This window comes from Paenibacillus rigui, assembly GCF_002234615.1.
GTDB lineage: Bacteria > Bacillota > Bacilli > Paenibacillales > NBRC-103111 > Paenibacillus_S > Paenibacillus_S rigui.
Map to the genome: position 1 here is coordinate 100,869 of NZ_NMQW01000049.1, position 24,531 is coordinate 125,399.

The 24,531-nt window shown below is 52.8% G+C and carries 17 protein-coding genes; 6 read left to right on the forward strand and 11 right to left on the reverse strand.

Features of this window, described 5'->3' with window-relative positions:
- From CF651_RS26665 to CF651_RS26680, 4 genes are all read right to left on the reverse strand, one after another.
- Positions 1-1,725, reverse strand: coding sequence for a sensor histidine kinase (locus CF651_RS26665; RefSeq protein ID WP_179233013.1), 1,725 nt, complete (start codon positions 1,723-1,725; stop codon positions 1-3).
- A 90-nt stretch (positions 1,726-1,815) separates the two neighbouring features.
- Positions 1,816-2,616 (reverse strand): carbohydrate ABC transporter permease, encoded by an 801-nt coding sequence (locus tag CF651_RS26670; RefSeq protein ID WP_094017943.1) that lies wholly within the window; start codon positions 2,614-2,616, stop codon positions 1,816-1,818.
- A 35-nt stretch (positions 2,617-2,651) separates the two neighbouring features.
- Positions 2,652-3,611 (reverse strand): carbohydrate ABC transporter permease, encoded by a 960-nt coding sequence (locus CF651_RS26675; RefSeq protein ID WP_094017902.1) that lies wholly within the window; start codon positions 3,609-3,611, stop codon positions 2,652-2,654.
- A 187-nt stretch (positions 3,612-3,798) separates the two neighbouring features.
- Positions 3,799-9,438: a carboxypeptidase regulatory-like domain-containing protein gene (locus CF651_RS26680; RefSeq protein ID WP_144029117.1), complete on the reverse strand. Its 5,640-nt coding sequence runs from the start codon at positions 9,436-9,438 to the stop codon at positions 3,799-3,801.
- 383 nt (positions 9,439-9,821) lie between these two features.
- Between CF651_RS26680 and CF651_RS26685 the strand changes: the two genes are divergently transcribed.
- The 4 genes from CF651_RS26685 (at position 9,822) to CF651_RS26695 (ending at position 12,717) form a co-directional block, all read left to right on the forward strand.
- Complete coding sequence (locus CF651_RS26685; protein WP_245856169.1) at positions 9,822-10,307, forward strand: FAD-binding protein; 486 nt, start codon at positions 9,822-9,824, stop codon at positions 10,305-10,307.
- Positions 10,304-10,501 (forward strand): hypothetical protein, encoded by a 198-nt coding sequence (locus CF651_RS33000; protein WP_245856170.1) that lies wholly within the window; start codon positions 10,304-10,306, stop codon positions 10,499-10,501. Before CF651_RS26685 ends, CF651_RS33000 begins: the two co-directional genes overlap by 4 nt.
- A gap of 130 nt (positions 10,502-10,631) precedes the next feature.
- Entirely contained in the window at positions 10,632-11,510 is an 879-nt protein-coding gene (locus CF651_RS26690; protein WP_094017904.1) for a hypothetical protein, read from the forward strand.
- A gap of 202 nt (positions 11,511-11,712) precedes the next feature.
- Positions 11,713-12,717 carry a serine hydrolase domain-containing protein gene (locus CF651_RS26695; RefSeq protein ID WP_245856171.1) on the forward strand — a complete coding sequence of 335 codons (1,005 nt, stop codon included), beginning with the start codon at positions 11,713-11,715 and terminating at the stop codon, positions 12,715-12,717.
- Between the two features lie 286 nt (positions 12,718-13,003).
- On the opposite strand, the gene CF651_RS26700 is transcribed toward CF651_RS26695, so the two are convergent.
- The gene (locus CF651_RS26700; protein ID WP_094017905.1) at positions 13,004-13,786 is read right to left on the reverse strand and encodes an alpha/beta fold hydrolase; all 783 of its coding nucleotides are present in this window, start codon (positions 13,784-13,786) and stop codon (positions 13,004-13,006) included.
- A 72-nt stretch (positions 13,787-13,858) separates the two neighbouring features.
- On the opposite strand from CF651_RS26700, the gene CF651_RS26705 reads away from it, so the two are divergent.
- Entirely contained in the window at positions 13,859-14,392 is a 534-nt protein-coding gene (locus CF651_RS26705) for an Rrf2 family transcriptional regulator (RefSeq protein ID WP_245856172.1), read from the forward strand.
- Between the two features lie 30 nt (positions 14,393-14,422).
- Here CF651_RS26705 and CF651_RS26710 read toward each other — a convergent pair whose 3' ends face one another.
- Positions 14,423-14,806, reverse strand: a complete 384-nt coding sequence (locus CF651_RS26710) for a VOC family protein (protein ID WP_094017945.1) — start codon at positions 14,804-14,806, stop codon at positions 14,423-14,425.
- 13 nt (positions 14,807-14,819) lie between these two features.
- Positions 14,820-15,251, reverse strand: a complete 432-nt coding sequence (locus CF651_RS26715) for a MerR family transcriptional regulator (RefSeq protein WP_094017907.1) — start codon at positions 15,249-15,251, stop codon at positions 14,820-14,822.
- A gap of 168 nt (positions 15,252-15,419) precedes the next feature.
- On the opposite strand from CF651_RS26715, the gene CF651_RS26720 reads away from it, so the two are divergent.
- Positions 15,420-16,352, forward strand: coding sequence for a DMT family transporter (locus tag CF651_RS26720; RefSeq protein ID WP_094017908.1), 933 nt, complete (start codon positions 15,420-15,422; stop codon positions 16,350-16,352).
- 109 nt (positions 16,353-16,461) lie between these two features.
- On the opposite strand, the gene CF651_RS33215 is transcribed toward CF651_RS26720, so the two are convergent.
- The 4 genes from CF651_RS33215 to CF651_RS26735 form a co-directional block, all read right to left on the reverse strand.
- A complete protein-coding gene (locus CF651_RS33215; RefSeq protein WP_281254515.1) occupies positions 16,462-16,593 on the reverse strand; it encodes a hypothetical protein in 132 nt (43 codons plus the stop codon).
- Positions 16,594-16,679: 86 nt separating this feature from the next.
- Positions 16,680-19,844: an alpha-mannosidase gene (locus tag CF651_RS26725; RefSeq protein WP_094017909.1), complete on the reverse strand. Its 3,165-nt coding sequence runs from the start codon at positions 19,842-19,844 to the stop codon at positions 16,680-16,682.
- A gap of 38 nt (positions 19,845-19,882) precedes the next feature.
- Positions 19,883-22,939: a glycoside hydrolase family 2 TIM barrel-domain containing protein gene (locus tag CF651_RS26730; RefSeq protein ID WP_094017910.1), complete on the reverse strand. Its 3,057-nt coding sequence runs from the start codon at positions 22,937-22,939 to the stop codon at positions 19,883-19,885.
- 89 nt (positions 22,940-23,028) lie between these two features.
- Positions 23,029-24,417: an ABC transporter substrate-binding protein gene (locus CF651_RS26735; protein WP_094017911.1), complete on the reverse strand. Its 1,389-nt coding sequence runs from the start codon at positions 24,415-24,417 to the stop codon at positions 23,029-23,031.
- Positions 24,418-24,531 lie beyond the last annotated feature (114 nt).

Below are 24,531 nucleotides of genomic sequence, written 5' to 3' on the forward strand. Positions count from 1 at the left end.
CTACACTCCCTCTCCCAAGCTCGGATTCCGGTGAATGGGGAACTGCAGCCGCACCCGGACCCCGGAAACCTCTCCATTTTCGATTTCCATCACATACCCGCTGCCGAACAATGTATCGAGCCGCTCCTTCACATTGCGAAGCCCGTAGCCCCCCCGCTTACGCGGCTTGGTCTGCCAGTCCTGGCTCAAGCCTTTCCCGTTGTCGGTAATTTCGATACGAAGCTCGTCATCCCGTCGGTAAATATGCACCCTCAGCTCGGCCTGTCTCGCCCCGTGGAAGCCGTGCATAAACGCGTTTTCGATAAAAGGCTGGAGCATAATTTTGGGCATCAGCTCCTTTTTTACATCCTCCTCGATATCCAGCGTGTAGGTCAGCCCCTCCTCCCAGCGAACCTTTTGAAATTTCAAATAGCATTCGATGTGGGCCGCCTCCTCCCGCACAGGCACCAGACTGTCCGTGTTGGACAAGGCCAGACGAAACATGCCGGCTACTTCCGCCAGCATCGTGCTGATCTTGCTCTGCCTCGCTTCGATGGCCATCCAATTGATCTGATCCAACGTATTGTAGAGAAAATGGGGATTAATCATCATTTGCAGCGATTTCAGCTCGGCCTCCCGCTGGCGTCTGTGCTGCTCGCGCAGCGAATCATAGAGCTCCTCGATCCGCTGTGTCAGCTTGCGGTAACCTTGAAACAGCCGGCCGAATTCGTTGGAATAATCGGCAGGAAGCTGCTGCTTCTCCCCGGGGATATACTCCCCCATGGCATTGAGCAGATGATTCATCGGCTTCATAAACCGGTGGGACAGCAGCAGCGTAATGAGGAAGACGAGCAAGATTGTCGTGGCACCGAGCCAAATGAACACGCCGGCCAGCTCCCTGCTCCCCTTCGTCATATCCAGCCATGAGGTGGCTTCTATGAGCGTCCATTGGGAGTCGGGCGATTTGGCCCACACATAGAAATCCGGGCCGACGCGCAGCGAGCCGCTGGGCCGCTCCATCTCGCCATCGAGCGCCCCGGCAGCCTGGGACAGCAGCTCTCCATCCCCCGAATGCGTGATCAGCTTGTTGGCTGCATCCAGTAAGGCGATGTTGGAAGCATCCTCCTCCGGAGAAATCAGCTGCTTGAAGCTGGATACTTTGATGTTGAACACCATCAGACTGTAATATTGGTTGCTGTTGTTAAATACTTTGCGCGCGAAGCTGATCACGGATTCATCACGTTCATTGGAGCGGATTGTATGCTCCGGCAGCCAAGCGCTGTCCGTATCCCGAATGTCGTTATACCAGCCCTCCTCCTGCAGCCTGCTCAGCGCATTGAAGGTGACCGGCCCCTGCATGTCCGACGTAAAGGGGTAATTGGAATACACATGGATCGATTGCAGAATCGATGTTCCGAAGACGACATAATTTAACTGATCGCGGATTTCCGACTGAACCCGTGCCCGCTCATAAGCATCTCCCTCGTTCAGCTTCCCGAACAGGAGGTCGAAGTTTTTGGCGGCGGTGCTGGAGCTTTGCTCGATGCCGATCAAGGCCGTATTCAGCTTCTTGCTGTATTCGTTCAACAAGCGCTGCTGGTTGTAGGACGTGTTGTGCTCAATCTGCTTCGAGGTGCTGCTGTAGCTGAGCGCAATGACGATACCGATCAGCAGGGCGATAATAAGGGCCGAACCAAAGAAGAAAACCGTGGTAATACGATACGTTTTGAACGGATTTGTCAGCATAAGGCGGCGCTCCCTCATAAATTATGGAAATCGCGAGTGAATGCAAAGAAAGCTGCGGCGTAAGCGGCAGCTCGTACTTTTTATCACATTCTATCCCTTCAGTGCCCCCGAGGCAATACCCTCGACGAAATGCTTTTGCGCCAGGAAAAAGATCGTGACAGCCGGCACCACACTAAGCAGCGACATGGCCAGCATTTGGCCCCAAGGCACGGTTCCCTGAGAATCGATAAACAGCTTCAGCGCAAGGTTGACCGTATATTTATCCACCGAGTTGATGTACAGCAGCTGACCGAAGAAATCGTCCCAGTTCCACAGAAAGCAGTAGATGGCTACGGTGACCAGAGCCGGCTTCGTCAGCGGAAGGATGATTCGCCAGTAAATGCCGAACCAGGAGCATCCGTCCATTTTGGCGGATTCGTCCAGCTCCCGCGGAATCGAGCGGATAAACTGCACCAGCATGTAAATAAAGAACGGGCCGCCGATTCCGCCTGCAAGCAAATGAGGGATGTAGAAGGGAAGATACGTATTGACCCAATTCAGCTTGTTGAACATGACATATTGCGGAACAATCGTCACCTGCGTCGGCAGCATCAGCGTCACAAGCAGAATAGCGAACCAAACCTTGCGCAGCGGAAAATCAAGCCGGGCAAAGGCGAATGCGACCAAACTGCAGGAGATTACGCTTGTGAACAGGACGCCGGCGACAAGCTCGAACGTGTTGAGATAAAAGACGCCGAAGTGATAGTTGGGCACGGAAATCCAGCCCTCCGTATAATTCGACCAGCGGAACGTCTCTGGAAACAGGCTCGGCGACCGCATCTCGTCATTGGATTTGAGTGACGCTCCCAACCACCAGAACACCGGGTACATCATAATGACGCTCGCGATCATCAGCACCCCGTGGGTAATGAATCGTTTACTGTTGCTCACTTTCCTTTGCCTCCTTGCGTTTCATAAAAGACCCAATATCTTGATGTTGCAAAAATAATCGCCGTTACCACTGCGATGATAACCAGCAAAATCCAAGCCAGGGCGGAAGCGTAGCCCATCTGGAATTTGGAAAAGGCACGCTCATACAAATACATCACGTATACGTAGGTTGAATTGACTGGGCCTCCATTCGTGACAATAAAGGCTTGGGTGAACATTTGAAACGAGTTGATCGTTTGCTGTACGAAGTTGAACAAAATGATCGGCGACAGCATTGGCAGCGTAATCGAGAAAAATTGGCGTACCTTGCCGGCTCCATCGACGGAGGAAGCCTCATACAAATCCGGGGAAATCTGCTTCAGTCCGGCTAGGAAGATGATCATCGCCGAGCCGAACTGCCACGCAACCAGCAGCACGAGCGTCCCCAGCGCCGTATCCGGATTAGCGATCCAGGCGGTGCCTTCGATGCCCACCATTGCCAGCGCTTGATTAATGAAGCCGTCCTTGCTGAAAATGTTTTTCCAAAGAATTGAAACGGCGATGCTCGTACCGATCAGCGACGGGAAATAAATCATCGTCCGGTAGAAGGAAATCCCCTTGATCTTCTTGTTGAGCAGCATAGCGACCAGCAGCGCCGATATCAGCTTCAGAGGAACGGAGAACAACACGAACCATAACGTAACCTTAATGGAATCCCGGAACGTATCATCCTCGCCCAGAATGTATTGGTAGTTCTGCAAGCCCACCCAGTGCGGTACGTCAAGCAGCGAGTAATCCGTAAACGAATAGTAAAATGACATGCTGATCGGGCCGAGCGTCAGCAGTAGAAACCCAAGGAGCCACGGAGAAAGAAATAAATACCCGGCGAGCGGCGATTCCCAGCGGCTGAACAACCGGGCCTTGCCGGATCGCTTGTTGACAGTCGTCCCCTTATTTTGTAATGCGGTGCCGTTCATAATGATGTCCCACTCCCTATTGTCTGTTGTCCTTGTCCTGCATTCATTTATAGGCTAATTATATCTGGGACGGAACAGCGGGAACATTGCGCAATGAATGATCTTCTTTCACTATTTCACTATCCTCGCCGCTGTAAAAAAAAGAACCCCGGACACAGCAGCGGTCCAGGGTTACGGTATAAATGATTTATTGCATGATTAAATTGGCCAGCATGACCGCCGCTTGTGCGCGGGTCAACGCATCCTTCGGATGAATCGCGTCATCGTAGCCGCTGATGACCTTGGCGGACAGCAGCGCGTCGACACTATCCTTCGCGTACTCGGATACCCCGGCTGCGTCCTTGTAGGAGCCCAGCCCGCCCTTGCCTGGGGCAAGCGGCGTCTTGACCGCAGCCAAGGCTCTGGCTGTCAGCACCATCGTGTCCTCGCGGGTGATCGGCCGGTCCGGCTCAAAGCGGTTATCGCCGGTGCCGGAAGCAATGCCGTAGGCTCTGGCGTTGTTTAACGCCTCATAATAGTAAGCAGTCGGCTGCACATCGCCAAACGGCTCGGCCGAAGCCTTCCCGAGGTCCAGCAGACGCGACAGCATCACGATATATTCCGCTCGCGTAATCGGCTTCTGCGGCTGGAACGCATCCTCTGATGCGCCCTGCACGATGCCTCTTGCCGCAAGCGTTTCAATCGATTTGCGTGCCCACTCCACGCTATCCAAGTCCTTGAAGCTTTTCTTATCGAACAGGACGGCGTAGCGGCTGTAATGAGTCGTCGTAAACCTTACCCAACCTGCTGCCGCGTCGTAGCGGGCATTCGGTACGGGAGTCAGGGGGCCTTCCGGTGCCACGTACACGACAGTGATCGCTTCCGGGCTGTTCTTCTCTTCCGCCGTCGGCGTATAAGGAATGGTGACGGTCACGGGGGCATCCTGATTTTTCCAGCGGACAGGTACTCCGTTCACCAGCACTTCAAGATCGACGACCGGGCGTTCGCCCACCCGGTTCTGTAGCTTCGCCGGGATTTGATCGCCGGAAGCCCGGACGATGCGAAGCTCGACCTCCTTGCTGCTCATCCCATGGTTGTTGAGCATATGGCTCGGCAGGGTCACACTTGCAACCGGTGTATTCAAAATCAGGTCATACTCATGCTGCGTCTTCGTCAGAGCGGACGTTGGCAGAACAAGTCTGTACTCCAACGGACGGGTCTCGTCCTTCACTTCAATCTTCACCTGCTTCGTACCGGCGCCTGTCTGCTGCGCCGATTGTAAAGCCGCTGCCAGCACATCCTCGGCTACGGAAGCTTTACCGTCCGCACCGGCTTGTACCGTAATGACCGATTTGTCGCTGTTCCCGGCCGCTGTCGAGCCTTCCGAGCCACCGGATGTGCTTGAGCCGTTGGAGCCTGCTGACGGCGATGATGAGGAACCGTCACTGCTTCCACCGGAATCCCCGCTTCCTTCGGAGGAGCCTGAGCCCGGTGCATCGGTCTGCCGCTGTTTTCCGGCAAACCTTTGCTGCGCTTCCGTCAGTGCTTGAATGGCCTGCTTATATTGCTCATCGGATGCCTGGGGATTGTTCAACACTTGCTGCGCCGCATTCACGCTATCCTGCAGCTCAGCCTTCGCCCCTGCCGGGTATTGGCCCTTTAAGGTCCCCTCTACCGCTCCACTGATCACGGCTTGAACCGTAACGAGCAGCTTCTGCAGCGCTGCCTTATAATCAAGTCGGATTTCCAACGCATGAGTACCTGTGGCAGCCCCGAAGGATTGGCCCCAACCGTTCGTTAGCTCCACTTCATTCAGCTGAATGAGGGTGGTTGCAGGCTCTGCCGCCGACTTCACCTTCCAGTGAAGGCTCAGCAGCTCTGCACCGGATGGCAGCGGACCGCCGCCGGGTGCCACGCTTGCTTGGACAAGCACATGTCCAAGCGCCTGCGAGGACGCTTCCGTGATCACGAATCCCGGGTTCAGCGACTCGGCTGAGCTCCATTCGATGAGGGCCGGATCGAACGTCAGGCTCAGCTTGTGCCCATAAACGGCAGAGTACACACTATTCGAGACGCTGCTTAATTTGTAAACCGAAACGAACGACTGACCCGGCACCGCTTGCGCAATGCCGCTCAAGGAAGCGATCGGCCCGTTAGCCTGCAGGGCGATAGCAGGTACCGTCGTCGTTTGACCGCGAGTTACCCCCACGCCATTCAGCACCTGGTCGTCATAGCCCGCCTTGCTTACGGTAAGCTTATAATCCGTTCCCGGTGCGACTTCCGCAAACATAAATTCACCCGAGGCATTCGTTGCAGCTGTCATTGAAGCCGCGCCGCCGCTTAATACAACGGTCGCTCCGTACACCGCTTCGTTTACCGTATTCCGAACCGTACCTGCGATTCCTCCGTAAGGTGCAGTCTCTCGCTGCACGATAATCGTATAGGTCGTGTTTGCCGTTCCATCATAGGAAACGACCGCGATCTCTACCTTGTTCTCCCCGTAGGCAAGAGGGAGGGGAGCGGAAGGCTGGCCTGAGTCCACCGCCTTTCCTTGCACCGTGATCGAGGCCAGCGCATAGCCGGCAGTCGGCGTGAGTACGATCTGTTCAACCTCATGAGGTACATTTAGCTTATAATCTACCTTATTCTTATCAAAGGCCGGCTCCAGCGTCCCACTGCTGACAGCCAGTGCTTTTAGCGTGGAATTCAGCAGAGGAGACGCCCGAAGAACCGTCACCGTATACGTCAGGCTCCGGCTGCCGTCCTGAGACGTCACGACGATAGGGATATCCGTTTGATCCCCGGTCAAGGCAATGCTGGAGGATGCGGTGCCGCTAGGGGTCAGTACGCCGTTCACCATGATCGTGGCTCCCGGATTGGCTGCCGTCGGAGTGAACGATATGCTCTGTGTTTCCTCGTCCACATTAAGCAAGTAGCTGCTATCCTCCGTGCGAAGCAGCGGACCCGCATCGCTCGTCAGTTTGTCCAAGGTGGCGTCGAGCTTCGAGTACGCGATGCCTTGTGTAATTCTAATATTGTCAACATGGACACTTCCGTAGTTGGAGCTGTTGGCATAGAAATCAATCTTCGTAATGTCCGGCATATCTCTGCGGAACGTCGAACGATCGACCTTTTTTACCCCATCGACGTACAAGTCGTACGTTTGAGCAATGGTATTGACGACCAATCGGAGATTGTACCATTGGTTCAGATTGAAATCCATCAGCTCCGTGTCCGTTGCACCCTTGTAGGCACGGATTTTATTTTTACTGAACGCCACGCTGACCCCCGGAGAGGAGCTGCTGGTGCTGCCGTACAAATAAGGAACGCTAAACCAGTTATTACCCGAGACATAAGGATCGTTCCTCATTATATCCGCTTCAATGGTTACGATACCCTTGAGCGGTGCAGCGAACGATTGGGAGAGGCTTGTGCTGCCGCTGTTCGTCGTACGGGTCAGCTTGGCGCTTTTGTTCACTGCGCTTGGCAGCTCCACCACTTCCACCTTGCCTCCGCTGGCACTGACGGTCAAATTTCCTCCCGTGGCCAGATTGCCTGTCGTCAAGCTGTCGAACACATGGTTGAACTTCAGCTCAGGCGTTAAGCTTGCAATCAGCAGCTTCTTCACATCCGTCACACTCTCAGGGTTAACCGTCACCTGACTGACAGAGGCATCCCGGTAACCAGCTTTGGAAGCGGTGACGACATAGTTATCGCCAATCGGCACCTGGGGAAGCGTAAAGCTTCCGTCTGCACCCGTAGTCCCCGAAATGATCGTTTCGTTCTCGTAGCTGACGTTAACGGCGGCTCCCTCCAGCGGGCTCGCTTTATCGTCCAAAATTTGTCCCGTCAATGTTCCATACGGACTCGTCGAGGTAATGACGAAATCCTGTGTCGTCATATTCGGCGCCTGGACAGATACCGTCGCACTGCTGCCCATATATCCGTTCTTGGCAGCAGCCAGTGTCAAGTCAGCCGCATAAGGAACGTTTGGAATCACATAGATGCCCTTCGCATCAGTGATCCCGGCATATTCCGTACCGTTCAGGCTTAAGCTTACCTTCGCTCCGGCAACCGGCTTGCCTGCACCGTCCCTTACTTTACCGTTGATCGACTCCGTCGTGCTGCCATCCTGGGTATAGTACTCGAACGCTCCGATATCAGGCAGACCGTTATACAACGAGCGCCCCGCATAGTCCTGGGAGCCGGGGTTAGATATGGCTACCCCTGTATTCACGAGCCCAGAGCCGGACTGCGAGCGGAAGCCCAGAGCAGAGGCCAGCTGGGGACCGGTTTCTGCCGTACCGGAAGGGCCTGCCGTTGTGCTGACGAATTTAGGATCCACCTGCATCGCCTTCGTATCCACAGCCGGAATCTGCAGCGTCGCACCGAAGTAATTGTTATTCTCATAGACGATCGTATCGCTCGTCGTCAAAGCGGCGTTCGCTCGCGTCGAATAAATATTGTTATTGCGAATATTGTACTTGGCATTCAAGGAACTGCCGTAGCCATAAAATAAATAATTGCTTTTATCATTATAGATCGTGTTGTTATACACTTCGGCTACCGCTTTGGCATCCGAATGCAAATAAATCGGGTACCTTGTATTGCTCTTGATGACGTTGTAACGTATGATTGTGTCCCCGAACAAAAACTGGCAGATCAGAACGCCGTCGCCGTTATCATGGATGTAATTGTATTGAATGACGATCCTGGTTGTCGCTTTATCCGGGTCAATACCGTTGGAATCGGCTCCCCCGGCTTTTTGCTGGGTCTCGTACACCTCGTTGTACTGAATTACGATATCGTCGGCATAATAAGCCTCGATCCCCGACGTACCTGCACGGTAGACCACATTATGCTCTACGAGCCCACCGCGGATGTCGGTCAAATACAGCCCGTTACAGCCGTAATCGGTATCCTTCTGGGTAATGTAGTTGTTGCGGATAATGATGTTCGTATGAGGCGTAAATTTCGGATCGGTCCCGTTCGCCCGCTCGCCCCATCCCGTTGAGACCGCTATCGTATTCCCGTTCGCATCCTTGCCGTCCCCGGTATACTGCTTGAAGACGATGCCGGCAAAAGACGTATTCACAACCGTTGATTGCTCGATAATCACGTCATTAATGACAGTAGGCTGGCTTGGCGGGTTAAAAATATCCGGGACTGTCGTATCGAATACGATCCCCCCCGTTTTTTTCGAGCCGTCCCATCCCGTCTTGAATCGGATCCCCGGCTGAGGCGGGTCCGGCTGCGTTCCGCTGATCCAGTTGATTTCACCTGTGACATCATGAACGTCCACACCCACGATGCGAAAATGGTCCAGCTGCGTACTGTTATCCCCAGACACGTGGATGCCCCGGAAATCGCCCAAATTTTCCCCCGGCGTGCCTGTCGGCGGCTTCAGGTTGGATACATCCAGGTTATACATCTCCCAATATTCCTGATTGAATAAACGCACGGCATCCTGGACGAGGCCGCTGCCTTGAATTTTCGGCTTGGCCCCGGTGCCGTATTTATCAATAACAATCGGGCTGCCCGAAGCGCCCGACCCTTTAGGCCACAGCTGCCCTTGCCAGCTTTCCCCGGCTTTCAGCAGCAGGCTGTCGCCCGGCTGGAAAGTAACCGCATTCACTTTGTCCAGCGTTTTCCAGGCAGCGCTTTCGCTTGTGCCCGGATTGCTGTCATCTCCCCCGCTCGCGTCCACATAATAAACCGTACCGGAGCCGGCGGATGCCTTCGCTTGGGGCAGAGGCAGCAGACCTGCCGATAAAACAAAGAGCAGGACGGCCGTCAGCAGCAAAGCGGATGCCCTCGTACCTTTACGGTAAAACGATGTTCTCATCATCAAATCCTCCCTTTTTCTGTGTTGTGATGAATACGCTTTAATTCCCGATCTAGGTTATTATAAAAGCCCTTTCACCATGTGAATATGGGGGAATTGAACAATCCTCTTTCACTTTTGACGGAAAGTTGTTACAAAGACTGTAAATGCCGAAAAACCGATTGGACCGTTTCGCGAACATGTTGCTGGAAGCGCCGTTAAGCCTCACGAAGGCTAGTGTAACGATATATGTTATAATTTCCTTAATAAGGGAGATGGAATATTTATTTTCAACTGGTGAAACATACGAGCACTGCTGCCGGTATGGATCGGTATCTGCGTTGCGCTTGAGGGCTGGAAAGTAGAGAAATATCATAGATGGTTAAAAGGTGGTTGGGGGGACATCCATGCAAAAAGTGATCTCGTTGATTGAAAAGTCAGGTATTCCATTTACAACAAATACACCACTACATAGTTATACAACATGGAAAATCGGCGGTCCTTGCGACTTAATGGTCTTTCCCCGTTCTGTAGAAGAAGCTTCGGAATGTATCCGCATTTTTAATACAGCCGGAATCCCATGGATGATCATCGGCAAAGGATCCAATATGTTGGTTTCTGACGATGGATTTCATGGGGCCATTTTGCGTCTTTCGGGGGCATTGGATACCGTTTCCTTTAGAGATGATGGGGTTATTGCAGGGGCAGGTTTTTCTCTAATAACATTATCGCTTCAGGCAGCCAAATACGGTTTCACAGGGTTAGAATTTGCTAGCGGAATCCCAGGGACGGTTGGCGGCGCGGTTTGTATGAACGCTGGTGCGCACGGCTCAGACATTTCCAAGACGTTGTCACTAGCGCTGGTCCGTCACCCTTATTTGCTGCTGCGGTGATTGAATCTTGTGGATTAAAAGGATTCTGCATCGGCGGAGCGAAATTTTCCGAAATACATTCAAACTTCATTGTGAATGCAGGTGGTGCTACAGCTAAAGACGTATTAGCGTTAATTGAACTTGCTGAAGAACGTGCAAAGCAAGAACATGGTGTTACCCTTGTAAGGGAAGTTCAGTTTGTGGGATTCAACTAGCGGATAACAAAGACACGGCTGTCGGCATAGGTCGGCAGCAGCGTTATTGAGCGGGCAGTAGAACGTATTTAGTATTTTTAGGAAAAAAGGTATAATTGAAAAAAATAACAAAGCTTTTGGGGGCAACATTTTGAAAAAAACGATAACCATCATGTGTATTGCTGCAATAACGATTTTACTTACTAGTTGTAAAAAAGATAATATCGGGCCTTTAAACCTTAATGGTAGTCCTAACGAGAATAGAAACGAAATTTCTGAAACAAGTGTTCCAAAAAGTCCTTCCTCGACCCTGCAACAAAATGGAAAAAAAGAGAATATTGAAACAGAGCCTTCAATAGAAATATCGGGTCAATACCCGAAAACTTCTGATGCCCCTAAACCAGCAGCTAAAGAACCTGTAGTTGCCAATAGGACTAGTGAGCAGCCAACTCCTCAGCCCACAAATCAGGACTTTAAGTCATTAATTCCAACTGGTTGGCACATTCTAGAGAAGTCGAAAGATAAACCCGCAATAGCTGAAGGTGATCTAAATAAAGACGGCATCCCTGACGTTGCTGCTGTTATCGAAAAAACAGAAACGACTGGTGGTGATTCGCCCAGGTCTTTAATGATTACATTCGGTACCGGTAATGGGAATTATACTTTATCCATCATTGCAGATCATGTCGTACTTCGAGCTCATGATGGGGGCCCACACGGTGACCCATTTGAAGATATACTCATCGACCGTGGTTCCGTAGTGCTTAGTGACTTTGGAGGTAGTCGTTGGAAATGGTCTGATAAATACCGTTTTCGGTTTCAAAACAATGATTGGTATCTAATTGGACTTACACAAACATCTTACGATGGAGCAACAGCAGCCACCGATGAAGATGACTACAACTTGCTGACTGGCGATTTCATCCAAACCAAAACGGATAGTGGAACCGCTACCCCGGTAATTACAAAGGGTAACCGTGGTCCTAAAACCGTACTTTTACGAGAATTTAAAGCTGACATAGCTCATTAATGAATCCCCCATCTCTTAACTATTAATAACCAAATTGATTAAAACTAGGTTTATTAGTATATAGGAACCCTCTAATAAAAATTTGGCCATTATCTTCATGTTCTCCATTCTGGTTCTGAAGTGTCCCAGCCTTGTTGGAAGTGAAGTTAACGGACACGAGTTCAATCAACGCATGACGGTATGCAGTGGCAGGAGGAGAAGCATGGAGTCAAGATTTCAGCAATTAGCTGATTATGTTTATGATGTCCAGCTCCGAATAGGAGCGACTGCGGCAGCATTATATGTCCTGCAGAACAACCGAATTGTCCACGAATCCTATTCAGGCAGGCATAATGAAGACGAGCATTCGCGCATTGTTGACGTACATACGCAATTTAATGTGGGCTCTGTACGCAAAACTTATCTTGCACTTGCCATAAGCTTGCTTATAGAACAGGGAAGGATCGAAAGTATAGACGATCCGTTATCCCGGTATCTTGACAAGTTACCTGAGTGCACGAATGACGTGACGCTCCGTCACCTCTTGACGCATACACACGGACTTATGGAACGGGAAGGAAAGCTTATTCAAGAGTTTCCTGCAGGCAACGGTTGGGCCTATCGAAATGCCGGCATTGCAATGTTATTCGAGATCGTATTCCGACTTACCGGGATGACATTGAGTGAATTCATGACTGAAGCCGTTTTCGAGCCTTATGGCTTGCGTGAAACAGGCTGGCGTAACACCCCGTACGAGCAACTGATATACAATTATTACTCGCGTCCGGACAACTGGGTCGGTCCAAACAACAGCACAGCTGGAGACCAGAGTAACCTTTTTGTCAGCGCCCGCGACCTAGCACAGTGGGGGCAACTTCATCTTCGCTGTGGGGCTGCCTGGGACGGCAGACAGGTACTGCCAATTAACGTATTTGAGCGTGTAACGGCTCTTCAAACGCCTAAGGTCGTTCCAGCACATAAGCCACGTAACGGTTTTATCTGGTGGCTTCAGCACGCCACACCGCTAAACCAGATTGGCGAGCACGTGCCTGCTGGCTCGTATCAGGCACTCGGCATTACGGGATGCGCCGTGTTAGTCATTCCCGTCTACAATGTGGTAGCAGTACGTATGTATAACCAGCTTTTTAAACCTGTGGATTACGATTATCTCAAAGATATCCGGACATTCGGTAATTTGGTATCCGATGCTGCCAAAAGCTTTAATTAAAAAAAACATCTGTCCCCTAGAGGCCACTGAAAAACGGGCGGAGTGGACGGAATCGTTATGTAGAAGCGTAAGCGTTCGCCTTTGTCCCCCGGATTTTGACCGCTATAGAAGAAGGATCCGTCCATGCAGCTCGTAGCCTTTCCAGTGGCCTCGTCCCCTAAGATGTCTTTTTTTGCGACTACTCGAAGAAAGAGCGTAAGTTCTTGATGGCCCTCACAGAAAAGCTGGGGTTCTTGAAGCGTAGGCCTCTTTTAACGTTCAGCAAATCTGCTTTGACGAAGGGAGTCTATTTTTGAAATTGCTTTGCCAAAAAGCTTGAGATTCCCTTATAGATTGAGCTAGGTGATTCCAAGGGAGACAAGTGTCCGGTTTGGGGAATAACGTATAGTTCTGCATGAGGTATGCGTGGCAGCAGCTCACGTTTCAATGTTTCCAAACGATCTACCGGGTCAGATTCCCCCGCTAGTACAAGTGTGGGGACATGAATGTTTTTCACTTCTGCAGATATATCCTCAAGCATAGCCGTTTCAGGCCATGCCGCACGAGCTAAAGGTGCACTTTTTTGCATATCCTCAAGCACCATTTCGCGAATATTTTCTTCAAGAGGAAGTAAGGTAATATTGTTGAAAGCAATTTCCGCTCCCTCGCGGTTAGAATAGAAATGAACCATGGCATTTCTTATTTCTTGTGGCATATCTTGAGGAGTCGGGGGAGAAGGTGCAACTAAAATCAAGGCTTCTAAACCAGCGGGGTTACGTGAAGCCAATAACTGTGCTGCTTTACCGCCCATGGAATGACCAATGACCACATAATGCTTCAAACCAAGTTCTTGAATAAGCGCATGTGCATCGTCCGCGAGATCCTTAATTGTATGGGATGTAGCTGACTTATCTGAGTTCCCCCATCCACGTTGGTCGTAAGCTATGCAACGGTATTCCGCTTTTAGAACGTCAATAATGTTATCCCAGGTCCGCGTGGATCCGCCGTAAAAGTGCAAAAACACAAGAGCAAGGTCTCCTTGTCCTTGCTGTTCAACATGAAGCTCGACGCCATTAACATGATAGTGCATTGAATCCGCTCCTTCAAATAGTAATAGTAACAGTTACTGTTACTTTTATAAAGATAATGGTTTATACTAAAGATGTCAAGTCCATTCCTTGACCACGTATTTTTAAATTTGATTTGCCTTTCAAAAATCAATAAACTAAAAATAAGCTTTAATAAGAAAGAAGGACTTGCAAAAATGGCAAATAAAAGCCAACAGTTCTCTGTAGCCGTTCATATTTTATGCTTTCTTGAATTTAATAAAAAAGGCCGTACCACGTCTGAATTACTTGCTATGAGTGTGAACGCGAATCCGGCGGTGATTAGAAGAATTATGAGAAAACTGACTAAAGCTGGCCTTATTACATCTACACTTGGAACCAATGCAGCGATAAGTCTGGCCCAAAAGGCAAATCAAATCACGCTGCTGGATGTATACCGTGCGACTATGGAAGATGATGAAATTTTTATCATCCATCAAGAAACAAACCCGACCTGTCCGGTAGGAAGTAAAATGCCGCATTTATTAGGTGGAGTTTACACTAAAGTCCAAGCGACCATGGAGGACGAATTGTCGGGTTTTACGATTGAGCAGCTAGTCGAGAGTGGAATCGTCGAAACGAAAGGGTAAGACTGCGATGCGTGAACGATTCACCATCGTTCACTCCCTGTAGTTGGACACCTCCAGCAAATTCCCGTCCGGGTCGCGAAAATAAACCGATTCGATCGGCCCCATCGCTCCCGTCCTTGCCACCGGCCCTTCCTCTATGTCTACGCCGCAAGCCTCCAAATGCTCCATCACCTGCTGAAGCGGTGTTTCGGTAATAAAGCACAAATCAGCCGACCCGGGAGACGGTGCGGCAGCTTTCGGCTCAAACTCCTGCCCGTGCTGGTGCAGGTTGATTTTCTGCTGGCCAAATTGAAGCGCCTTCCGGCCGCTGCCGAAGGTCACGACTTCCATGCCAAGCACCTCCGAGTAGAACAGGCACGTTCTCGACAGATCGCGTACCGTCAAAACCAGATGATCCAGCCGTATAATGTTCATCGCGTGTGCCCCCTTATTCTCTTGCTCCGCTTCCATTCTTTTCCTCCGCGGCCCCCTTAGCCAATGCATCATACATAGCCAGCTTTTCCCGGGTTAGGGCCATTATCGTTTCCAATTCCTTCTTCTTGGCCTCAAGCTCGGCCAGATGCTTCGTCAATATTTCCGTTCGTTTGTTCAAGGAAGGCGACAGCTTGGCAAGGTCCTCGCCCTGCTGAATTTTCTCCATCACACACCCGTCACGGAAAAACTCCGTAATTTCCTCGAGCGACATGCCCAGCCTCTTGAGACCATTCAAGCATTGAATGAACGAAACCTCGCTCTCGCTGTAGCTCCGGGCCCCGCCCTCCTTGCGCTTCGGCTCCTTCAGCACCCCGACCTTCTCATAATAACGCAGTGTGTAGGGACTCAGTCCGGTCCTCTCCGACACTTGGCTAATGGTCAGCATATCTGGCATCCCTCCTGAATTTCACCTGATTCCATTCATCATACACCTTAGAGTTACCTCGAAGTCAACCCCCTCTCCCCTTGCAAAAAAAAGAGGCGTTCCCCGCTTGACTTCGAGCCGGCTCTAACCTTTAAGCTGTAGCCAATACCTTTTCAGGAGGAATGGCCTATGCGAATCAAAATGTATGTCATGCTACTGCTCGTCTCCATTTTCATCGGAGCTTCGTTTAACCTTGCCGCTTATGCGGTTCACTATTTCTCCGCACCGGCTGCCGCAGCCTGGAGGTTTGGCCTTGCGTCCTTGCTCATCCTCGTTCTCCTGCTGATGCGGGAGCATATGAACAAAGCCGCGTGGGCCGCCAACTGGCCGATGTTTATTGCGCTTGGCCTCCTCGGTGTCTTCGGCTTCAACATGCTGTTCTTCGAGGGCATGAAATTCACTTCGCCGCTGAACGGCTCGCTGATCATGGCGACCAACCCCATGGTCTCGGCGCTCCTCGCCCGTTGGATCCTGAAAGACAAGCTGACCGCACGCCAAAGCTTCGGCATCCTCGTCTCCCTGCTCGGGGTGCTGCTCGTCCTGACCCACGGCTCGTGGCAGGTCGTCCGCACGCTGTCCTTCTCCGGCGGGGACCTGCTGCTTGTCGGCGGCAACCTGTGCTGGGCATTGTACGGCGTGCTGAACCGGCGGTTCGTTCGGGGCTCAACAAGCCTGGCCACCACAGCCTACACCATGACCATCGGCGCCATAGGCTTGATCCTGTTCTCGGCCACCGCGCCGAGCCCGCTTCCTGTTGCGGCGGTTCCGGCCGCCGCTTGGGGCGCTATCGCGTTCATGGCCATATTCACCAGTGTGCTCGGCTACCTGTGGTGGAATGAGGGGATCGCCCAGCTCGGCGTCGGCAAAACAGCGATCTTCTTCAACCTCGTGCCCCTGGTCACGATGCTGCTGTCGCTCGCATCGGGCACCGAGGTAACGCCGGTGCAGCTGCTCGGAACTGCCATGGTCCTTACCGGCGTCGTTATCGCCTCCGCCGTCCGTCAAGCCGCCCGACGCCCGTCAGCGGTTCCGGCCAAACCCGCCCGGCAGAGCCCGCACTGAAATGTGCGTCTCTGTCCCGAAAGCTACCGTACCGCGCGCTGATCCCGACGCATGGTACATTGGCATGCCGAGCCTCCACACACGATCCCCTGCCAATTGAGCAGGGGCTTCAGCAGTCGGACTCTGCAAATGCAAAGTCCAGCCCCGCCTTGGAGGCAGGCGCTGCTCCTGCTCCGGCTTCTGCGCAGCCGTCCGTGCCGGGCACAGGGACAGTCTCCCGTCCCGATACATCTGCAGGCAAAACAGCCCCCAAGCGGCAAATAGCTGTACCGCTTGGGGGCTGTTCTATACTGTTTTATACTGTTCCATACATCGCGACTGCCAGCCCTAATCCTCGAACACCAGCAGGATCGATTTGATCTCATACGGGCTGATCTCGAAGGAGACCGTTCCCTCTTCTCTTAACTCACCGATCGGGCGTTCCATCAGATCCGTTTCCTGCCAGCCTGCCACACGCGTGCCGCTAGTCAACGTGACGGTTCCGCGCATGCCTGCAAATTCGTGCAAGCGTACGATTACCGCATGGCGATCCTCTGCTTTCTTGACCGCATCGATCATCACATGGTCGGCGGATAGCGTGCATAGGGAGAACGCCTGCTTCTCCGTGCCGCCGCTTCTGGCCTGTACCGGGTTGTTCAAGGCCCAGGCCGAAGCCACCGTGCCGCCTTGCAGCCAATCGCCCTCATGCGGGTACAACGCATAGGTAAATTCATGCTCCCCTTGGTCCGCCTGCGGATCGGGCACCATGGCCGACTTAATAAGGGAAAGCCGCATTACGTTATCTTTAATGTCATAACCGTATTTGCAATCGTTCATCAGACTGACGCCGTAATTACGCTCCGACAAATCCGCCCATTGGTGGCCGACCGACTCGAATCTCGCATAATCCCAGCTCGTATTCCAATGCGTCGGCCGCTTTACGTTACCGAACTGAATATCGTAGGTGGCCTCTGCCGCATGAATTTGAACAGGGAAGGCCGCTTTCAGCAGCTGCCGCTGTTCGTGCCAATCGACCTTCGTCTCGAAGTCGATTCGGCGTTGGTCGGCATACACAATCAGGTTCTGAACGATGGTGGACTTGCTGTATCTCCACTCCATCCGGACCACGGCACGCACCGGCCCGATCTCGGTCACCTCCAGAGAGGTCAGCCCGTCGATCTCACGCATTTTTTCCTGATAAAAGATATCGATATCCCAAGCCTCATGGCGCCCCTTCGGCTTATCCTCGAACACCTGTAGCACATTCGCCCGAGCGTCCTCGGCCAATACCTCGCGGCGGGCCGCAAGGTCGTACAGCCTCGTCAGCTGTCCCTTCGCATTCCACTCGATCTCGTAGAGCGGCGTTGTCAGCCCGTTCTCAGTTAATCGGAACGGCTGGGACGGCACGCTTGCCGCCATAGCCTGCTCCGCTGCAGTACTGCTGAGCCGTACCGTCGTATACCCCATCGCCGGCATGTTCTTGACCGCCACATACCAGGCGTCTGCGGTACGCTGCGCCTGCAGCACGCGGCCTTCAAGATCGGTCCATACCCCCTGCTCCATGCCGTCCTCCGCTTGGATACGCACGACGTCGCCGCGTACCCAGGACGAGGAGTGGAACAAGGTGAACTCCCGCACGACTGCGTTTTCGTTCGATACGGCGAGTCGTTCTGCCGCCTGCTGCCATACCTTATGGGCGATTGCGAATGCCTCCGCATACTCTTCCCTGCTATCCTGATACACCTCGCCAATCGAGGAGCCGGGGATAATATCATGGAACTGGTTGCGGAGGATGATTTTCCAGCCCTCATACAGCTCCTGCTGCGGATACTGGCTCCACGCCGACTGCAGGCCGCTGCCCAGAACTGCCATCCACTCGGTTTCCCGGTACAGCAGCTCCAGCTTTCGGTTCGCCCTTTTGTTGTAGGCTTGGCTGGTGTAAGTGCCGCGGTGCAGCTCCAGGTACAGCTCTCCGTTCCACGTATGCACGTAGCGGTCGGTCATCGCGATTTCTTCCTTCAGCCTATCGAAATATTCATCGGCACGCCCCGTCTTGGCTTGAGGAAGCCCCGGCATGCGCTCCAGCCTGCGGCGCATCTCGAGCATCTCGCGGTTGACCCCGCCGCCCCCGTCGCCATAGCCATAGGAGAGCAGCAGCTCTTTGTTGATTTCCTTATCGCGGTAGCCGTCCCAGATCCCTTGAATGGATGCAGGAGTGATGCTCCCGTTATACGTATAATAAAAAGCGCCCTCACTCGTCCCCGGGTCCGGCGTCGTAATGAAATGCGTCAGCACCTCGCTGCCGTCGATGCCTCTCCAGACGAATGTGTCATGCGGCATCCGGTTATACTGGTTCCAGCTGATCTTGGTCGTCATGAACATGTCGATACCGGACTTGCGTAAAATTTGCGGCAGCGCCCAGCTGTAGCCGAACACGTCCGGAAGCCACAGGTAGCGGCACTCCACACCGAACTCGTCACGGAAGAAGCGCGTCCCGTACAGCAGCTGGCGCACCAGCGATTCACCGGAGGCCAGATTGCAGTCCGCTTCCAGCCACATGGCTCCGCTGGCTTCCCAGCGTCCTTGCGCAACCCGTTCTTTGATCTGCTCGTAGATCGCCGGGTAATCGTTCTTGATATATTCATACAGCTGAGGCTGTGTTTGCAGGAACACATAGTCCGGGTACAGCTCCATGAGCCGAAGCACCGTGGAGAAGGAGCGCGCGGCCTTTTCCCGCGTATGCTTCAAGCGCCACAGCCAGGCTACGTCAATATGGGTATGCCCGATGCAGTACACATGGACCGGATGATGGTTAGGCATCTGATCCAGCTGCTGGCGAAGCGAATCGAGCGCTTCCGATAACGATGCGTAGAAAGCCTCCGAGCCCGGCTCGGACCAATCGATCAGCAGAAAGGAGCGGTCCAACGCCGACAGCAGCTCGTGCCGCTCCGGCCGGTTCTCGGCGAGCTGCTCTACTGTATCCAGCACAGCCCGGCTCGTGTAATACAGGTCGTCCGCGGTTTCATCCAGCCAGCCTAACGCGGCGTGTTGGATTTGATTTTCAATCGGCTCCGCTTTGCCGTATCCATTCAAGCCCGACCAAAGCCGGAATTGAAAGCTCACCCGGCTTCCCGCCGTCTCCGGTGCGAAAAATACTTCCTCGTGATTGGAATCGACGCCCTGATACGGCTCCCCGTTCAAGAACAGCAGCGACTCAAAGCCGCTGTTGTTGCCGCCGCCCGTCCGGCCGAAGTTGAAGCGGCCGACGATCTTTTTCCCCTGCCACTGGGCCGGAATGTCCGCTGCGAAGGCGAGCCACATGTACAGGTCACGGCCTGTCCATCTCTCCCCGATGGAGACCTCCTTCCACTCGCCGTCCTCTGCAGGATAAGCTCCGATCTCGCCTGCCTCGTCCAGCTTCATCCTCATCCCCGTGATCTGCTGCTCATCCCGGTACCGGAAGCCCTCGATATCCCTGATGCGCGCAGCCAGCTTTTCTTTCGTCCACAACATCCTGTTTCACCCTTTCCCTTACTTCCATGCTCTATGAATCAATACCCGTCTTCCTTGAAAACAGGAAGCAGCGTAAGCTTATATTGGAACTCCTTCTCGTTCAAACGGTAAGGCTCCAGCAATTCCGGACCGCATGAGGCCGACCCGACGCCGCTCATCTTATAGTCCAGATGAACGATCGTTTCTTTTCTTTTGGACAGCTCATACGTGTGAGCGGCTTTGGTTAAATCCCCCGGCGTATAATGAGCGGCATGGAACGAGAACGCTTCGGATGCCTGGAAGGCCAATCCCATCCCCAGCGCATTGGACACGACGGCCCACTCCGTTCCAAATCTCGAGCCATTCTCCTGCGGCATGATGTAATGCTCGAACAGCTCATCCACCTTGAACCGGTAGCGGCCTCTCTTCACGCTTTGACGTTTGTCTATATAGCTCTCATGAGGTCCATAGCCGAAGTATTCGACCTCCTCCATGCCTTGCGGCATCGTCAGCTGCAGACCAAAGCGGGGAAGAAATTCAAGATCCTCCCTTACCTTGATCTTGCTGTCGAGCTGTATCGCCCCTGTTCCATCCACGACCCACACGGCTTCGCCATAAAGATAAGGGTACCGGTTATAGCCTGTCAGAGAGAAGCGCACCTCTACGCTGACCGCATGCTCCCCCTCGCGCTTCCAAGCGCAATGATACACCTTGGTCTTGGCGCTATCGAGCCCTTTGTCCTGCCATTTTTTCTTGATATACATGTCATTGTCCGTTGGAGCCCGCCAAATGCTGAATAAGGCCGGCGCTGCGAGCATAGCCACCCCGTGCCTGCTGATTTCCGTGAAAGCACCCAAATGCATATCGAACATATGCCGGAAGTCGAAGCCTTCCACCGTCAGTGTTCCCGCTTCTTCCTTCACCTGGATTCCGGCTGCGTGACCCCCGGCTCCTTGTCCCGGCACTGCCCCCCCGGCGCTTGCCCCTGCGGCTTGAGCTGCCGCAAGCTCGAACTGCCGGAACATGATCTCGTGTCCGGCCTCCGCCCAATCGGTTTCGTCCTTGAGCCAGCACGATATCGTCAGAAGCAACTGTTCCGCCTGAGCCTCCGGAAGCTCGTACGGCAGCTTCAGCAGCTGCTCTGCGTGAGGCGCGGCTGACAGCTCCCATACGGAGCCCTGCTGGATAGCCCTGCCGTCCTTCTCCAGCTTCCACCGCAAAGCCACGTGAGACAAATCGATAAAATCATACAGATTGGTCAATCTGACGAGACCCTTCTTCAGGTCCTCCTCCTCGATCCGGATCGGAGCAATCACCTGCTTGAGCTCCAACAGCCCTGTATGCGGTACCCTGTCCGGGGTAACCAGACCGTCGATGCAGAAATTACCGTCATGCGGCTCCTCGCCGAAATCTCCGCCATAAGCATAGTACGGAACCCCGTCAGCCGTCTTGGCTTGAATCCCGTGATCGCACCATTCCCATACGCAGCCGCCCATTAATTTGGGATAACGGTAAATGACCTCCCAATAATCCTTCAGATCTCCCGGACCGTTCCCCATTGCATGGCTGTATTCGCACAAAAACAGCGGCTTCGTCTGGCTTTCATCCTCGGCATAAACGCGGATATCCTCTACGGAAGCATACATCCGGCTCTCGAGATCCAGACTGCTCACATCCGGGTTTCCTTTATAGATCGGCGCAGCACCTTCATAATGCACCGGTCTGGAGCTGTCTCGCCCTCTCGTCCATTGCGCCATGGCGATGTGATTTTCCGCGTAGCCAGACTCGTTGCCCATAGACCACAGGATGACGCAAGGCTGATTCTTGTCGCGCTCCACCATACGGACGGCACGCTCTACAAAGGCGCCCTTCCATTCCGGGTTCGCCGACAATTTATGAAAAGCACCCTCAGCCCAATCCTCGGCCCTTCCGATGCCATGGCATTCCAGATCCGCTTCGTCCACGACATAAAAGCCGAATTCATTGCACAGCTCCAAAAACCGCGTATCATTCGGGTAGTGCGAGGAACGGATCGTATTCACGTTATGCTTCTTCATGAGCCGAAGATCCTGGAGCATATGGGCGACAGGAATGGTTTGTCCCAATTCCGGATGAGAGTCATGGCGGTTGACGCCCTTCAGCTTGACCGCTTGATGATTAATCTTGAATACGCCGTCCGTAATTTCGATACGCCTGAATCCGACAGGGAAGCGAAGCACTTCCTCTCCGCAGGAAATATACAGCTGGTATAAATAAGGCCGCTCCGCGTTCCACAGCTGCGGATTCTCGATCTTCAGCTCCACGCAGCCCTGGGCATCAATAACAGCAGCCGTGCTCCCCATCGGCTTGCCCTCGGCATCCTGAAGCTCCAGCTTCACCTCCGCGCTTCCCTCGGCAGCCAGCTCCACGTTCAATGCCGCTTGACTGAAATCGTCCGTTAACGTTTGCTTCACGAATACGTCGCGGATATGCACCTGTTCCCTTGCCAAAAGATACACATCCCGGAAAATCCCGGTGTACCGCCACAGATCCTGATCCTCCAGATACGTGCCGTCACACCACTTCAGCACCATGACCGCGATCCGGTTGCGTCCCTTTTTCACAACATGAGAGAGATCGAATTCCGCAGGAATCCGGCTGCCTTGGCTGTATCCGACAAAAACGCCGTTGACCCATAAATAGAAGCAGGCGTTAACCCCTTCAAATACAATAAACTTTTTCTTGCTCTCCCAGTCTTCCCTCATATTGAATTCGCGAACATACACTCCCGCAGGGTTCATATCCGGAACATAAGGGGGATCGACAGGGATAGGATAACGTACATTGACATATTGAAGCTGGTCATACCCGTTCACCTGCCAGCAGGAAGGCACGAGCAGCTCGTCCCAGCCGCTGATGTCCGCCTTCTCGTCGTAAAAGCCATCCTGCACCTGCGTGACGCTCGGATAGTATTGAAATTTCCAGCTGCCGTTGAGTGTCTGATAAAAAGGTGAGCCGCCCCTTTGGCCGGCCCGCGCCGCAGCCTGACCGGCATAAGGAATATAGCTCGCCCTGGCCTCCCGGCGGTTCACATGCAGAACATGCGGGTCTTCCCAATATTTCTTCACAGGTAACATGATCCGTCGCTCCTTTTCGTGGTTACATACAGAAAACAACCCTTAAAAATGAACCCGTTTCATTTTCAAGGGTTGTCCATAGGATCGTTTTACTTCGCTAATGTGCCCTGCACTTGAGCAGGATCGAAGCTTGGGTTCGCCTTCGCTTGCGTGTCGCCTGCTGCTTTCGCTTTGTCCAGCGCCGCGTTATAACGCGTATTCAGGTCTTTGATCACTTGATCCAGATCGCCGCCTTGAATCATATATTTCGTCAGCGCATCGGATTTCTTCATCCCTTCCACCTTGCCCTCGATGATCAAGGTAGGCGCCGCAGGATAGATCGCATCATATTTCGTCGGATTGAAGCCCTCGATACCCGGAATGTTGGCTTTCTTCGCCTTCGCAGTTACATGCGGCAGAATGGAGACGCCATAGCCGCCTTCCTGGTAGCCGGTTTGAACCTCATCGCCGTACATATACTCCAGGAATCTCCAAGCCTGTTCCTTATGCTCGGAATCTTTGCTGATGGACAGGTAAGCGCCCCCGTTAACAAGCGAAGCTCCCTTTACCGTACCGTCGATCGTCGGAACTTGAGCCGCAGCCCATTTGATCTGAGCCGGGAATTGGTTCTTGTAGACAGCCGGCTCTGCGGAATGGTTAATGTACATCCCGATTTTACCTTGTGCAAATTGAGCGCGCAGCGGGTCAATATCCAGACCTTCCGTGCCCGGCAGCATGCTGCCATCCACTTTCATTTGGCGCAAAGCTTCTGTAATTTCTTTGTAAGCGCCGAAGTCATATTGGCCGGTCTTCAAGTTGTAGCCCTCGACAACGCCTGTTCCGCTGAGCGTCGCGATAGGATAAGCTACCCGGTCGATAGCGGAGGTATTTTTGAAGTTGCCGGCGAAGCCGTAAGCGCCTGTGCTTTTGCCCGCTTCCGTCAGCTTCTTGGATACCTCAACCAGTTCCTTCAATGTTTTTGGCGGCTCTTTAATGCCGGCTTTCTCGAACAGATCGACGTTGTAGATCAAACGCCACATTTGGCCGACGTTCGGCAGGCTGTAAATTTTGCCTTCATAAATATTTTTTTCTTCCACCAGCGTGCTGGCGAATTTTTTCTTCATATCCTCGCTCATGTACGAATCCAACGGAGACAAGAAGCCCTTTTTCACCCATGGCACGACTTTGTTGAAGTCAACGCGAAGAATGTCCGGCGCCTGCTTGCTTGCAAAAGCGATATCTACGGATTGATCGTAGTTATCCGCCATGACGTTCAACTCGACCTCTACGTTATCCTTGTTCGTTTCATTGTATTTAGCAATGACTTGTTTAATATAATCAGCATCGGAACGGTCATTGGTCCAATAAGTCAGCTTCGTTTTCGCACCGCTCTTGGCACTGCCCTTCGAATCGGCCGAGCTGTCCGGTTGTGTTGCACAAGCGCTAAGCGATAAGGCCAGCAGCATGCTTAGTGCCGGTACATAAACTTTCTTTTTCATTCTTACATCCTCCCCCAAGCAGATAAGTGTTTACGTTGCTGGTTTTATTATAGATCAAGGTGCTCCGATCTCAGGAAGGACAAAACAACTGTTGATAGAGGATGAAATCGCTTT